The sequence below is a fragment of the Mycobacterium sp. MS1601 genome (genome assembly GCF_001984215.1).
Classification (GTDB): Bacteria; Actinomycetota; Actinomycetes; order Mycobacteriales; family Mycobacteriaceae; genus Mycobacterium.
Window position 1 is genome coordinate 3,296,633 of record NZ_CP019420.1, and the last position, 14,430, is coordinate 3,311,062.

Here is a 14,430-nt window from a genome sequence, read left to right on the forward strand (position 1 = left end):
TCGTCGCGTGCTGCTCTCTGACCGCGACATCCGTGCCGAAATCGCCGCCGGACGGTTGGGCATCGACCCGTTCGACGACACCATGGTGCAGCCGTCGAGCGTCGATGTCCGGCTCGACAATCTGTTCCGCGTGTTCAACAACCTGCGCTACACCCACATCGACCCGGCGCAGCGCCAAGATGATCTGACCAGCCTCGTGGAGGTGGCTTCGGGGGAGCCGTTCGTGTTGCACCCCGGCGAGTTTGTTCTCGGCTCGACGCTGGAGCTGTGCACGCTGCCCGACGATCTGGCCGGCCGGCTGGAAGGCAAGTCGTCGCTGGGGCGGCTCGGGCTGCTGACCCACTCGACTGCCGGGTTCATCGACCCGGGTTTCAGCGGCCACATCACCCTCGAACTCTCCAACGTGGCCAACCTGCCGATCACGCTGTGGCCCGGCATGAAGATCGGGCAGCTGTGCCTGCTGCGGCTCACCAGCCCGGCCGAACACCCCTACGGCAGCGCCAAGGTGGGCTCGAAGTACCAGGGCCAGCGCGGGCCCACGCCGTCGCGCTCCTACCTGAACTTCGCCACGGAAAACTGAAGCGCGAGGTGTGATCCGCGTACCCTGGGACGGGTTGGACCTCGGGGTGTCCAGCTAATCGCACGAAGCTGTAACGCCAGCGCCCGGATGATCGATGAAACATCTAGCTGGCAGCAATTGTGGCGTGTGCGGACGGGGTGGACGAGCGCGCTGCAGCAAAGAGTTTTGGAGGGGTAGTGGACATCGTACTCGGTGTGTCCATGACACCGACCACGGTGCGTATGGTGCTGGTCGAAGGCGAAAAAGCGGACGGCGTCACCGTTGATCACGACGTGTTCGACATCCCTGCAGGGGATCCGTCGGCAACGGCGCCGCAGCAGGTTGTCGCCGCGATTCTGGGCACCAGGGAGAGTGCCGCCGAAGGCGGTCACCGTCTGGTCGGCACCGGTGTCACCTGGCGCGATCACGCGGAAGCCGCGGCACTGCGCGACGCATTGGCCGCACACAACATCGACGACGTCATGCTGGTCTCCGAACTGCATGCCGCCGGAGCGCTGGCACAGGCCGTCGGCAGCGCCGTCGGATACGAGCGCACCGCCCTGATGTTCCTGGAGCGCAACACCGCCACGCTGTCAGTGGTGGACACCTCCGACGGCTCGATCGTGAGGGTGCAGAGCCACGACCTGCACACCACCGACGCCCTGGCAGAGCTGGCCTCGATGGTGGCCGGACTGGAAACTCTCGAGTCGCCTCCGCAAGGTGTCTTTGTGGTGGGCTCGGGCGTTGCTGTCGGTGCCATTAAACTGCAGCTGGAATCGGCCACGTCACTGCCGGTCAGCGCGCCCGAGGAACCCGAAGTCGCGCTCGCCCGTGGAGCCGCGTTGGCCAGCGCCAATGCGCCCCGTTTTGAAGCATCCACCGTTGGCCTGGCCTACTCCGAAGACGGTGTGGACGGCACCACCGCCGGCGCCGCGCTGGCCGGAATGGCCGCCGCCGACGTCACCCAGGTTGCCGGCATCGGTTACACCGGCGCCCCGGCCGCGCTTGCCTACAGCCAGGCCGATCCCGATTCGCAGGTGTTCCCCGCCTATACCGAAAGCGAGAGGCCCGAACCACCACAGCAGCAGGGAAGCAAGCCGTTCCTGCTTGTCGGCAGCGCGTTGACGTCGATCTTCGTCCTCGGTGTCACCGCTCTGGTGATTTCCCTGGCCGTCAGCATCCGCCCCACCGTCGATCAGCGCCCCAGCCCGGCCGAGAGCGTCATCGTGCCCACTCAGGTGCCCGAAGCGCTGCCGCCCGCACCGGAAGCCGCAGTCCCGCCGCCGCCCGCGCCCGAGACCATCCAGGCTCCCATGCCCGTGGTGCAGCAGGCCCCGCAACCGCAGGCCCCGCCGCGCACCGTGTACGTGGAAGCCCCCGCGGCACCCGCGCCTGCACCGGCTGCTCCGGCGCCGGCTCCAGCACCTGCTGCCCCCGCGCCTGCTCCGGCCCCGGCGGCGCCGCCCGTGGTGGCCCCGGTACTTCCGCCGCCGGTGATCCAGCTGCCCCCGCCGGTGATCCAGCTGCCGAACATCTTCCGGCCGCCGTGGGACCAGCCGCGCAACAACTGGCCGGACTGGAATCCGCCGCGCAACCAGCCCGACGATGATGACGACGTGCCTCGGCCGACGCAAACCCAGACGCCCAGGCCGACCCCGACCCAGACGCCGCGGCCCACGCCGACGCAGGAGCCGCAGCGGCCGGATCCGCCGGTGGTGACGGTGCCCACCGTCCCGCAGGTGCCCGTCGTCGAAGCGCCGTCACGCCCGACGGTTCCGCCGGTGCCGCAGGCACCGTCGATCCAACTGCCTCAGCTGCCGCAATGGCCGGGCTCCGGGGGCTCGCAGAGCTCCGGTGGTTCGGGCAGTTCGAGCTCCGGTCGTGGCTCCGGTGATTCCAGCGGCTCTGGCTCAAGTGGTTCAGGTGGCGGCTCCGGTGGGTCGGGTAGTGGCTCCGGCAGCGGTGGAGGTGGCGGCGGCGAACCGCTGCTGCCCCTGTGGCCCTTCGAGTGACCCACTCGGCATCAGTTGTCACCCCGGGTTCGTGGGGTGCTCAACTCTAGGACGCAGTGACGCCATGGCGTCGGGATAAATTGCCCTGTGCGTTGCACCGTGATCGGTACCGGCTATCTGGGCGCCACCCATGCCGCAGGCATGGCCGAGCTGGGCCATGATGTGCTCGGAGTCGACGTTGACCCGGACAAAATCGCCAAGCTGTCCGCTGGTGAGGTCCCGTTCTACGAGCCTGGACTGCGAAAGATGTTGCGCGACAACATCGAGGCCGGACGGCTGCGCTTCACCACCGACTACGCCGAAGCCGGTGCCTTCGCCGAGCTGCATTTCCTCGGGGTGGGAACCCCGCAGAAGAAGGGCGAATACGGCGCTGATCTGCGGCACGTCTACAGCGTGATCGATGAACTGGTGCCGCGCCTGGCGCAGTCGGCGGTGATCGCCGGCAAGTCGACCGTACCGGTGGGCACGGCCGCCGAACTGGCGCAGCGAGCAAAGAAACTGGCGCCCAACGGAATCGACGTGGAAATCGCCTGGAACCCGGAGTTCCTGCGGGAAGGCCACGCAGTCAAGGACACCCTGCATCCTGACCGCATCGTCATCGGTGTGCAGCCTGGCTCGCAGCGGGCCGAGGGCATGCTGCGGCAGATGTACGCCTCGATGCTCGACGCCGAGACCCCTTTTCTGGTGTCCGATCTGCAGACCGCCGAGCTGGTCAAGGTCTCCGCCAATGCCTTTCTGGCGACCAAGATCTCGTTCATCAACGCCATGGCCGAGGTGTGTGAAGCCGCCGACGCCGACGTCACCGTCCTGGCCGACGCGCTGGGTTACGATGCGCGTATCGGCCGTCGATTCCTCAACGCGGGCTTGGGTTTCGGCGGGGGATGTCTGCCCAAGGACATCCGCGCGTTCATGGCCCGTGCCGGTGAGTTGGGTGCCAACCAGGCGTTGACCTTCCTGCGTGAGGTCGACAGCATCAACATGCGCCGACGCACCCGGATGGTGGAGCTGGCGACCGCTGCGTGCGGCGGCTCGCTGCTGGGCGCCAATGTGGCTGTGCTGGGGGCGGCCTTCAAACCCGAATCCGACGACGTGCGCGACTCACCGGCACTCAATGTCGCCGGCCTGCTGCAACTCAACGGCGCCGCGGTGAACGTCTACGATCCGCAGGCAGTCGACAACTCCCGCAAGCTGTTCCCGACGCTGAACTACGCCACCTCGGTGCTGGAGGCCTGCGAGCGCGCCGACGTGGTGCTGGTGCTCACCGAATGGCAGGAGTTCGTGGACCTCGATCCGGCGACCCTGGCCGACACCGTGCGAGCCAAGGTGATTGTCGACGGCCGCAACTGCCTCGACGACACCCGCTGGCGCGAGGCCGGTTGGCGAATGCACTGCTTGGGTAGGCGCGTAGCCTGACCAGCGTGGATTTCGCTGCGGAGTTTCTGGCCGAGAACCAGGCTTTCGGTTCCCTGATCGCCGCGGGGGATCCCGACGCGGCGGTCCCTACGTGCCCGGGTTGGACGTTGCAACAACTGTTCCGGCATGTTGGCAGGGGAAACCGGTGGGCTGCGCAGATGGTGGCCGACCGCGCCACCGAGAACTTGGACCCGAGACAGGTCCGCGACGGCAAACCTCCGGCCGGCGAAGAGTTGGCCTGGCTGGACGAAGGCGGGCAGCTCCTGGTCTCCGCAGTGGACTCCGCGGACGACGACGTCTGGACGTTTCTGGGGCCGCGACCGGCGTCGTGGTGGCTGCGGCGACGTCTGCACGAGGTGCTGGTGCACGGCGTCGATGCGGCTCTGGCGCTTGGCCAGCCCGTGGCCGTGGAGCCGGAACTGGCCGCCGACGCCATCGGCGAACTGCTGGACATCCTCACCTACTTCGACACGGCCTCGGCGGCGCTGCGGGACGGCCAGTCCATTCATCTGCACTCGACCGATGCCGCCGGTGAGTGGACGGTGACACGCCGCGGGGACGCGGTGTCCTGGAGCGGTGATCATGGCAAGGCCAGCGTTGCGCTGCGGGGCACTGCGACCGATCTGCTGCTGGCCCTGACGCGGCGTCAACCCAGGGAAGAATCCGGGATCGAGACTTTCGGCGACCAGTCGGTCTGGCAGTCGTGGACCGACCGGGTGTCGTTTTAGGACTCGTCGCAAAAGGTAGGTTTTCATCATGAGCACATCCGAGATCGCCACCGTCCTCGCCTGGCACGACGCGCTGAACGCCAAGGACCTCGGCACGCTGGTGGACCTGTCCAGCGACGACATCGAGATCGGCGACGCCAACGGCGCCGCTCAGGGACTCGAAGCCCTGCAGGAATGGGCGCAGGGCTTCGCCGCTGACGCCACCGTGGGCCGGCTCTATGTGCGCGACGGGCACGTGGTGGCCGAGCAGAGCAACGGTGCGACGGCCTACCGCGTTGTCCATGATCAGGTGACGTCGGTGTTCCGGCACCCCGACCTGGCTGCCGCGCTGAAGGCCACCGACCTCACCGAGGACGACCTGGACGCCTGATGCGCGGCATCATCCTCGCCGGCGGCTCAGGCACGCGGCTCTATCCGATCACCCTGGGCACCAGCAAGCAGCTGCTGCCGGTGTACGACAAGCCGCTGATCTACTACCCGCTGTCGACGCTGATGATGGCCGGTATCCGCGACATCCTGGTGATCACCACCACCGCCGACGCACCGGGTTTTCACCGTCTACTCGGGGACGGCTCCGCGTTCGGCATCAACTTGACCTACGCCATCCAGGACACCCCCGACGGCTTGGCGCAGGCATTCGTCATCGGCGCCGATCACATCGGCAACAACTCGGTGGCATTGGCGTTGGGCGACAACATCTTCTACGGTCCGGGGCTGGGCACCAGCCTCAGCCGGTTCGCCGGCGTGGACGGCGGCGCCATTTTTGCCTACTGGGTGGCTGACCCTTCGGCATACGGGGTGGTGGAGTTCAGTGCCGACGGGGTGGCGCTGAACCTGGAAGAGAAGCCGCTGACTCCCAAGTCGCACTATGCGGTACCGGGGCTGTATTTCTACTCCGGCGACGTGGTCGACATCGCCCGATCGCTACGCCCCTCCGCCCGAGGCGAATACGAGATCACCGAGATCAACCAGACCTACCTGAACCAGGGCAGGCTGACCGTCGAGGTGATGGCCCGCGGCACCGCCTGGCTGGACACCGGCACCTTCGATTCCCTGCTGGACGCCAGCGATTACGTGCGCACCATCGAACGGCGCCAGGGACTGAAGATCTCCATCCCCGAAGAGGTGGCTTGGCGGATGGGCTTCATCGACGACGAGCAGTTGGCGCGGCGCGCACAGGGACTCATCAAGTCCGGGTATGGCGGTTACCTGCTGGAGTTGTTGGGGCGCCAGGGGTAGCCAGCACCGCGGCGATGGCGGTGGTCAGCGGCACCGACAACGCCAGGGCGATACCGCCAACGGCGGAGCGGGCAACCTCGATGGCCACGCTCTCACTGGTCAGCACATCCGACAGCGAACGGCCTGCCACGCTGAACAACAGCAGCAAAGGGAGTGAGCTGCCCGCATACGCCAGCACCAGCGTGTAGACGGTACTGGCGATGTGGTCACGGCCCACCCGCATGGCGCCGGTGAACACCGCCCGACGCGAGGTGTTCTCGATCGCGGCCAGCTCGAACGCCGTGGACGCCTGCGTCACCGTGACGTCGTTCAGTACGCCGAGGGAGCCGATGATGAAGCCGGCGAGCAACAGCCCGGTGATCGAGACGTGGCCCAGATATGCGGCCACCTCGTTGTTCTGGTCCTCCGACAGGCCGGTGAGCTGTGCCAGTTCGATTGCCGCCCAACTCAACACCGCGGCCAGCAGCAGCGACGTCAAGGTTCCCAGCAGCGCCGCAGAGGTGCGCAGGCTGACACCGTGGGCCAGGTAGATGACCGCATACAGGATGGCGGCCGAGGCCACCAGTGACACCGGCACCGCGGGTGCGCCGTCGCGTAGGGCGGGCAGCAGGAAGATCACCAGCACCGCGAACGCCACCACGATCCCGACGATGGCCCGCAGTCCACGCCAGCGGGCCACCGCCACGACGATCACGGCGAATGCCAAGGCCAGACCGATCAGCGGCCACGTGCGCTCGTAATCGAAGAACGCGTATGTCGTCGCACCCTGGGCGTCGACTGCCCGGATGATCCGGATGTCTTCGCCCGCGGCCAGATTGGGCTGCCCCGGAGTGAGGGTGAACTCCAGCAGGGTGGTGGCGCCGGCGTTGGGTCCGGAATCGATGGACACCACCGACTGCACACACTCGCCTGAGTCGGGCAGTCCCGGAGCAGGTGATGACGTCAACACCTGCCCGGCTGACGGGCTGCCACACGTGCCCAAAGCCGTCGACACCACGTGGCCGCCCTCGGTGGTGACCGCGCCGCCCGTCGCGTCCTGGAACGGCAGCGGGATGTCCACCTTCTGCTGGCTGGGCCACAGCAGCACCGCACCGGCGACCGTGGCGACGCCGATGATGATCAGCAGACCCACCACCACCTTGGCGGCCAGCGGTCCAAGGGGAGCAGGACCGCTCAGCGAATGCGAATGACCGTGTGCCATCAGCAGTCTGAGGGAGCTGGCTCACCGGCGAACCGGGCCGCCACCCAGTCATTGAGCGGCGCACCGGGATTCAGTTCATGTCCGGCGTCGTCCACCCTGGTGGCCTCGATGGTGTCACCGAGCTCGCAGGCCCGCAGCAAGGCTTCCTCCGTCCACTCCGGCAGCACCAGCTGGTCGTTTCCGCCGTAATACACCGCGATGGGCACCGCGGTGGGCTGTTGTGGCAGAGCGTAGGAGGCCAGCCGGTCGGTGAGGCGGGCGACGGCCTCGGGGGAGGCCTCTTTGGGTTCCACCCCGCCGGGTGTGCACGCTGTCGTCTCGTCGAAGCCCGCGGGGAGGTAGTCGGAGGGCACCACCTCGGGGTCGACGGCGGCCAGGCCCATGACGATCAGTGGAAACACCGTCTTCTGCTGGTCGGTGAGTTGGGTGGGGTTGCCGAGGTGGCTGACGTCCAGTGCCGGGGCAACCGCGGCCGCACCCAGCAGTTGCAGCCCGTCGCCATACTCCTTGCCGTATTCAGCCGCGGCGAACGCCGCCTGCCCGCCTTGGGAGTTGCCGACGGCGACCCATCGATCGGACAGGTCGGGGTCCACAGCGCGGGCCGCACGGACCGCGTCGATGACGTTGAATGCCGCCGATTTCGGCTCCAGGTACGGGTGCACCTGCTTGGGTTCTGCTCCGATCTCGCCCAGGCCCACGTAGTCGGTGTACGCCACGGCGTAACCCTGGTCCAGGATGCCGCCGACGAAGCTGATACTGCCGGCGAGTTCCTTGTCGCCGGTGGGGCCGCAGCCCGTCGACACCCCGGAGGTGAAGTGGGCGTAGCTGACCACCGGCCAGCCACCCGCTGGTGCGTCTCCCGGGGGGACGAAGAACGCCCCGCTGACCACCGTCGGTGCGCCGGTGATGCCGGACGTCGAGCGGTAGACCATCTTGGTGGCCGAGGAGCCCTGCGGCAGCTTGGACATGTCGAAGGACGTCTGGTCGGTGGAGGTGATCACCTGGCCCCGGGCTGCCCAGTCCGGCGGCGCGATGGCCGGCATTTCCCGGGTGTAAGCGATGGGCTGCTGCGCCCGTTCGATCGGAACGTCCGCTGAGAGGGCGGCCGACCCGCTACATCCGGCAGCGACAAGAACCGTTAGCAGTATTGCCGGCAGGATCCGGAAAGGAGAGCGCACCTATTGACGGTAGCTCGCCAGGAAGTTGCCCAGACGTTCGATGGCGTCGGCGAGGTCACGCGACCACGGAAGTGTGACGATTCGGAGGTGATCTGGTGCGGGCCAATTGAATCCTGTGCCCTGCACCACAAGGATCTTCTCCTGTAGAAGCAGATCGAGCACCAGTTGCTCGTCGTCGTGGATGTCGTAGACCTCGGGGTCCAACCGCGGGAACGCATAGAGCGCACCTTGGGGCTTCACACAGGAGACTCCGGGGATCTCATTGAGCTTGTTCCAGGCGACGTCGCGTTGTTCTCGCAGGCGCCCGCCCGGCAACACCAGGTCCTCGATGCTCTGATGCCCGCCTAGTGCCACCTGGATGGCGTGCTGCGCAGGCACATTGGGGCACAGTCGCATGCTGGCCAGCAGGCTGATGCCCTCGAGGAAACTGCTCGCGTGTTCTTTGGGGCCGGTGATGACCAGCCAGCCGGACCGGTAACCGGCCACGCGGTAGGCCTTGGACAGGCCGTTGAACGTCAAAGTGAGCAGATCGGGAGCCAGCGTCGCGAGGCTGGTGTGCTCAGCGTCGTCGTAGAGGATCTTGTCGTAGATCTCGTCGGCCAGCAGCAACAGCTGATGCTTGCGCGCCAGCTCGACCATCTGCTCCAGGATCTCGCGGCTGTACACCGCACCTGTCGGGTTGTTCGGGTTGATCACCACCAGCGCCTTGGTGCGGTCGGTGATCTTGGACTCCAGGTCCGCGATATCGGGATTCCAGCCCTGGGTCTCGTCGCACAGGTAGTGCACCGGGGTGCCGCCGGCCAGTGCCGTCGACGCGGTCCACAGCGGATAGTCGGGGGCCGGGATGAGCACCTGGTCGCCGTTGTCCAACAGCGCCTGCAGGGTCATGGTGATGAGCTCGGAGACACCGTTGCCGAGGTAGACGTCATCGATGTCGAACTTGGGGAACCCGTCTACCAGTTCGTAGCGGGTGAAGACCGCGCGGCGGGCGCTGACGATGCCCTTGGAGTCGGAGTAGCCCTGGGCGTACGGCAGCGACTGGATGATGTCGCGCATGATCACGTCGGGGGCTTCGAAGCCGAACGGCGCGGGGTTGCCGATGTTGAGTTTGAGGATCCGGTGGCCCTCGTTCTCCAGCCGGGTAGCGTGCTCGGCGATCGGCCCGCGGATCTCGTAGAGGACGTCCTGCAGCTTCGTCGACTGAGTGAAGACGCGCTGCCGGGTCCCCTGGCCGGTCTGATGCCAAGGAAGCTGGTGTGTGCTCACGCAGACGAGTCTCCCACGGTTGTCTATGCAATTTTGCGGCCGGACACCATGGGTCGTGCATGCTTGATTGCGATTCGCCTACAGTTCGGACACAGTCTCGCTGATTCCTGGATGACGACTGTTAACTTGCTGCGTCACTATCGGTCGGAAGGCGCAGGGAATGAACAAGCTGACAATCACGGGTGTGCTGGCGACGGTCGCGGCGTCAGCCGTCGTTGCTGGGAGCTTCGCTGCTCCGGCGCTCGCAGAGCCGGCTCCCTTCAACGGCACCTACGTCGGCGGTGACGCCGAGAACTACTGGACCGTCGCCACCGCCTGCGCCACCGAGGGCTGCACGGGCACCGTGTCCAGCAACCAGGGCTGGCAGGTGCCGACCAAGATGGTGGGGGGCCTGTGGCACTTCATCATCACCAAGCCGGACGGCGCCATCTGCGCCGACGGCAGCTACGCCCCCGCCTACATCGAGGTCGAGGTGGACCCGGCTTCACTGAACGGCATCGTCTCGCTCGACGACAACTACAGCTGCCCGGGCGGCACCGTCACGCACTCGCCGTTCAAGCTCACCAAGGTCGGTTAGCTCGATTGGTGAACTCGGCCCACTTCGCTTGGAACTCTTCGGGATTCAGCGTCGTCTCGACATGGGCGCCCACCTGGCGGAACGACGCCGGATCCAGCAGAGCCAGTGCCGTCGACTGATCCCAGAACAGGGTGCGCCCGCCGTAACCGGACTGCTCCCAGGTGTCCAGGGCCCAGCTGTTCGGATGGTTGAGCAGGATCTGCTTGAGGGTGTTGGGTAGCCCCTCGTCGCCCAGTGCGCGCACCATGGCCAGCGTCGGCCCGAACACCGTTGCCACGCAGCCGTCGCGGTTGGGGGTGAGGTCGCAGTCGCCGCGCGGGACGTCGACAAACACGTGATCCAGGCCCGGAAGTTGTTGACGGAAGGCTTGTTCGCAGGACGGCCGGTCGTAGACGCAGTTGAACGATTCGCCGGCTTCGAGTTCGGGATCACCCTCGAGAGGGCGGCCGGTGATGACGACGCGGCCGATTCGGTGGCGCAGGGTGGGGCTGTAGTTCACGAATGAGGTGAACGCGCCGATCACCAACACATCGACCGTCTGGCATCCTGCGGTGGCCTCGGCAACCTCGCGGACGTAGTCGGGCTGGACGGGCGCAGGTGGCAGCGCGGTGGGCAGGAAATTGTTCAGTCGGTTCATCAGGGTGCGGAACACCAGCACGTAATCGCCGAACGTTGCCGCGATATCGGGTTCGGGGCGGTGGACGCCCGCCCCGACGATCACCGGGATCTCGCGCCGGCCCGGTTCGGCGATCAGCCGTTTGACGGCCGAGGCGCCCAGTGCGGGCAGCGTGTAGCCCTCGGTGGTGACGATGGCCGCAACATCCCGGCCGCCGATGACGGCCGGGATGGTCATCAGGTCGTCGATGTCGAAATCGGTGTCGATCACAACGCAGTCGTGCGGCTCTGCGGCGGTGGGGGCTGTCGTGGCACCCGCCATCAGCAGTGCCGCGAGTGCACCCAATGCGAGTCTTCGGATTGGGTGCACTCTCGGCGTAGAGGGCTCAGCGCTTACCGGGGCGGCGGGCACCCTTGGCGATGCCCAGGCCCTTCACCGGCGGCTCGTCACCGACCACGCGGGTTTGGCCGTTGCCGGAGCCGGTGGGCGACGGAGCCGGTTCCTGCGCCGCGGGGGCTTCGGGTTCCGGGGTTGGCTCGGGAGCCGAGGCGGGCTTGGACGCCGGTGCCTTCTTGGCACCGGGGCGACGGGCACCGGGAGCGATACCGAGGCCCTTCACCGGCGGCTCCGGTGTGGCGGGCTCGGGCTCGGCAGCCGGTTCTGGTGCAGCCTCGACGACGGGCGCTTGCGCCTTGGGTGCGGCGGGAGCGGCCTTCTTGGCGCCGGGGCGACGTGCGCCCGCGGCGATGCCCAGACCCTTGACCGGGGGTTCGGCCTTGGGAGTCTCCGGAGCCTCGGCAGGTTCGGCTTCGGGGGCTGACGCCGGTGCCGCCGCGGCCGGGGCGGCCTTCTTTGCACCCGGACGTTTGGCGCCGGCAGCCAAGCCCAGGCCCTTGACGGGCGGAGCTTCGGCTTTGGGTGCCTCCTCGGCCTTGGCCGGTTCGGCCGCCGGTGCTGCGGCAGCCTTCTTGGCGCCTGGGCGTTTTGCGCCGCCTGCGATGCCGAGACCCTTGACCGGTGCGGCTTCGGTTTTGGCTTCGGCGGGAGCGGGAGCGGGGGCGGCCTTCTTGGCGCCGGGACGCTTGGCCCCACCGGCCATACCCAGACCCTTCACCGGGGCCTGTGTCTTGACCTCGGCCGGAGCTTCCTGGACTTCTTCTTCGACTTCGACCTCGGCGGGCGCTTCGGCTTCTGTCTGGGCCAGTGCTTGGGCCTTTTCGGAGGCACGCTTTTCGGCCTCCTCGGCGGCGGTGCCCTTGGCGGGCAACGTCACCGAACTCAGATCCAGCGAGTTCAGCAGCAACTGCGCCACGTCGAGAACTTCGACCTTCTCGATGTCTCGGGTGGCGGCCACGTCGTCGACACCGTCGGTCATCATGACGCGGCAGAACGGGCAGCCGGTCGCGATCTTGGAGGCGCCGGTGTCGATGGCCTCCTCGGTGCGCTCGACGTTCACACGTTTGCCGATGTGCTCTTCCATCCACATCCGGGCGCCGCCGGCACCACAGCACAGGCCCCGATCAGCGTGGCGCGGCATCTCCTTGAGCGTCGCGCCCGAAGCGCCCACCAGATCGCGCGGAGCTTCGTAGACCTTGTTGTGCCGCCCCAGGTAGCAGGGGTCGTGATAGGTGATGTCCTGAGACACGGAGTTCACCGGGATCAGTTTCTTGTCCCGCACCAGTCGGTTGAGCAGCTGCGTGTGGTGCAGCACGGTGTAGTTGGCGCCGACCTGGGAGTACTCCCGGCCCAGGGTGTTGAAACAGTGCGGGCAGGTGACGACGATCTTGCGGTCGACGGTCTCGACGCCCTCGAAGAGGTCGTTGATGGTCTCGATGTTCTGCGCGGCGAGCTGCTGGAACAGGAACTCGTTGCCCGAGCGTCGGGCCGAGTCACCGGTGCACGTCTCACCGTCGCCGAGCACCAGGAACTTCACGCCGGCCACGGCGAGCAACTCGGCGACGGCCTTGGTGGTTCTCTTGGCGCGGTCCTCGTAGGCGCCCGCGCAGCCCACCCAGAAGAGGTATTCGTAGCCGGCGAAGGAGTCGACGTCCTTGCCGTAGACCGGGATGTCGAACTCGACCTCATCGATCCAGGTCAGACGGTCCTTGGCGTTCTGGCCCCAGGGGTTGCCCTTGTTCTCCAGGTTCTTGAACAGCACGCCGAGTTCGGAGGGGAACTCGGATTCCATCAGCACCTGGTAGCGGCGCATGTCGACGATGTGGTCGATGTGCTCGATATCGACGGGGCACTGCTCGACGCAGGCACCACAGGTGGTGCAGGACCACAGCACGTCGGGGTCGATGACGCCGCCCTGCTCCAGGGTGCCCACCAGCGGACGCAGCGCCTGGTCCGGACCGGAGCCCATGATGCGCTCGAAACCGGACTCCGGAACATGCTCGTGCGAATGCTCTTCGGAATGCTTCTCCCCGCGGATCTCCTCGCCCAGCCCACCCTCGGGGGTGTTCTCCAGCGGGGTCTCCTTGTCGCCCAGGATGTAGGGCGCCTTCGCGAACAGGTGGTCGCGCAGGTTCATGATGACGAGCTTGGGAGACAGCGGCTTGCCGGTGTTCCAGGCCGGGCACTGTGACTGGCAGCGGCCGCACTCGGTGCACGTGGTGAAGTCGAGATAACCCTTCCAGGTGAAGTCCTCGATCTTGCCGCGGCCCAGGATGTCGTCCTCGCCCGGATCCTCGAAGTTGATGAGTTTGCCACCGGACTCCATGGGCAGCAGCGGACCCAGGCCGTCGGGCAGCCGCTTGAAGGTGACGTTGATGGGCGCCAGGCCAATGTGCAAGTGCTTGGAATGCAGCACGATCAGCAGGAACACCAGCATGACGCCGATGTGCGCGAGCAGCGCCACCGTCTCGATGACGTGGTTGGCGGTGTGACCCAGCGGCTCCAGCACGATCGCCAGACCGTGGGACAGGAAGGCGCCCCAGCCGTAGGGGAAAGCCTCACCGAGATTGTTGACCGCGGCGGCCCGGAAGATTGCGTAGGTCAGGATGACCAGGAAGATCATGAACAGGATCAGCCAGGCGCCGCCGGTGTGGGAGCCGTAGAACCGCGAGTCGCGGCCGTACTCCTTCGGCTCGGAACGCAGCCGGATGATCGAGAAGACGATGATGCCCAGCAGCACGGCCAGGGCGAAGAAGTCCTGTAGGAAGCCCAGCGCATCCCAGCGGCCCACGAGCGGGATGTGGAACTCGGGGTTGAACAGCACGCCGTAGGCCTCGAGGTACACCGACGCCAGGATGAAGAAGCCCCACATGGTGAAGAAATGGGCGATACCGGGCAGGTTCCACTTGAGCAGTTTCGCCTGACCGAGCACCTCAGTGAACTGCGCTTTGATCCGATCGGGTACGTCGTCCTTGCGCCCGGCGGCGTCGCTGATGGGCTGTCCGGAGCGAATCAAGTTAACGAGCCAGAGCACCCGCTTGACGGCCAGAGCGGCAACCACGGCCGTCGCGAGCAGGCCGATTACCAGCCTGATCCATTCCAAGGTGCCCACAAGTACCTCCCCAATCGAAGTTACTCGAAGGTAACTTATTGGATGTTACCGGTCGGTAACTTAAGCGCGATGCAGCTCATAGTTACATCCCGGCGCAAATGTCCGCTACGGAGGCTTACCTAACTTGGGCGCA

At 66.7% G+C, this 14,430-nt stretch carries 12 protein-coding genes; 7 read left to right on the plus strand and 5 right to left on the minus strand.

Annotated features, from left to right (window positions below; translation table 11 throughout):
• Positions 1-7 precede the first annotated feature (7 nt).
• The 6 genes from dcd (at position 8) to rfbA (ending at position 5,951) form a co-directional block, all read left to right on the plus strand.
• Complete coding sequence (dcd, locus tag BVC93_RS16080) at positions 8-580, plus strand: dCTP deaminase (RefSeq protein ID WP_083738340.1); 573 nt, start codon at positions 8-10, stop codon at positions 578-580.
• Positions 581-756: 176 nt separating this feature from the next.
• Complete coding sequence (locus BVC93_RS16085) at positions 757-2,571, plus strand: DUF7159 family protein (RefSeq protein WP_083738341.1); 1,815 nt, start codon at positions 757-759, stop codon at positions 2,569-2,571.
• Positions 2,572-2,658: 87 nt separating this feature from the next.
• Positions 2,659-3,984: a UDP-glucose dehydrogenase family protein gene (locus tag BVC93_RS16090; RefSeq protein ID WP_083738342.1), complete on the plus strand. Its 1,326-nt coding sequence runs from the start codon at positions 2,659-2,661 to the stop codon at positions 3,982-3,984.
• 5 nt (positions 3,985-3,989) lie between these two features.
• Complete coding sequence (locus tag BVC93_RS16095; RefSeq protein ID WP_083738343.1) at positions 3,990-4,712, plus strand: maleylpyruvate isomerase family mycothiol-dependent enzyme; 723 nt, start codon at positions 3,990-3,992, stop codon at positions 4,710-4,712.
• Between the two features lie 28 nt (positions 4,713-4,740).
• Entirely contained in the window at positions 4,741-5,082 is a 342-nt protein-coding gene (locus BVC93_RS16100) for a nuclear transport factor 2 family protein (protein WP_083738344.1), read from the plus strand.
• Entirely contained in the window at positions 5,082-5,951 is an 870-nt protein-coding gene (gene rfbA, locus BVC93_RS16105) for a glucose-1-phosphate thymidylyltransferase RfbA (protein WP_083738345.1), read from the plus strand. The genes BVC93_RS16100 and rfbA overlap by 1 nt, the downstream gene beginning before the upstream one ends.
• Here the strand turns inward: rfbA and BVC93_RS16110 are convergent.
• Genes BVC93_RS16110 through BVC93_RS16120 form a run of 3 tightly spaced genes read right to left on the minus strand, consistent with a single transcriptional unit; the run spans position 5,899 to position 9,623 of the window.
• Entirely contained in the window at positions 5,899-7,152 is a 1,254-nt protein-coding gene (locus tag BVC93_RS16110) for a YibE/F family protein (RefSeq protein WP_083738346.1), read from the minus strand. The genes rfbA and BVC93_RS16110 overlap by 53 nt on opposite strands.
• Positions 7,152-8,330, minus strand: coding sequence for a lipase family protein (locus tag BVC93_RS16115; protein WP_157516951.1), 1,179 nt, complete (start codon positions 8,328-8,330; stop codon positions 7,152-7,154). The genes BVC93_RS16110 and BVC93_RS16115 overlap by 1 nt, the downstream gene beginning before the upstream one ends.
• Positions 8,331-9,623, minus strand: a complete 1,293-nt coding sequence (locus BVC93_RS16120; protein WP_083738348.1) for a pyridoxal phosphate-dependent aminotransferase — start codon at positions 9,621-9,623, stop codon at positions 8,331-8,333.
• Positions 9,624-9,756: 133 nt separating this feature from the next.
• Between BVC93_RS16120 and BVC93_RS16125 the strand changes: the two genes are divergently transcribed.
• Entirely contained in the window at positions 9,757-10,173 is a 417-nt protein-coding gene (locus BVC93_RS16125; RefSeq protein ID WP_083738349.1) for a hypothetical protein, read from the plus strand.
• Here the strand turns inward: BVC93_RS16125 and BVC93_RS16130 are convergent.
• Complete coding sequence (locus BVC93_RS16130; RefSeq protein ID WP_083738350.1) at positions 10,157-11,134, minus strand: nucleoside hydrolase; 978 nt, start codon at positions 11,132-11,134, stop codon at positions 10,157-10,159. The two genes, BVC93_RS16125 and BVC93_RS16130, sit on opposite strands and share 17 nt — an antisense overlap.
• Positions 11,135-11,174: 40 nt before the next feature.
• On the minus strand, positions 11,175-14,297 hold the full coding sequence (locus tag BVC93_RS16135) for a (Fe-S)-binding protein (RefSeq protein WP_083738351.1): 3,123 nt from the start codon (positions 14,295-14,297) through the stop codon (positions 11,175-11,177).
• Positions 14,298-14,430: the final 133 nt, after the last annotated feature.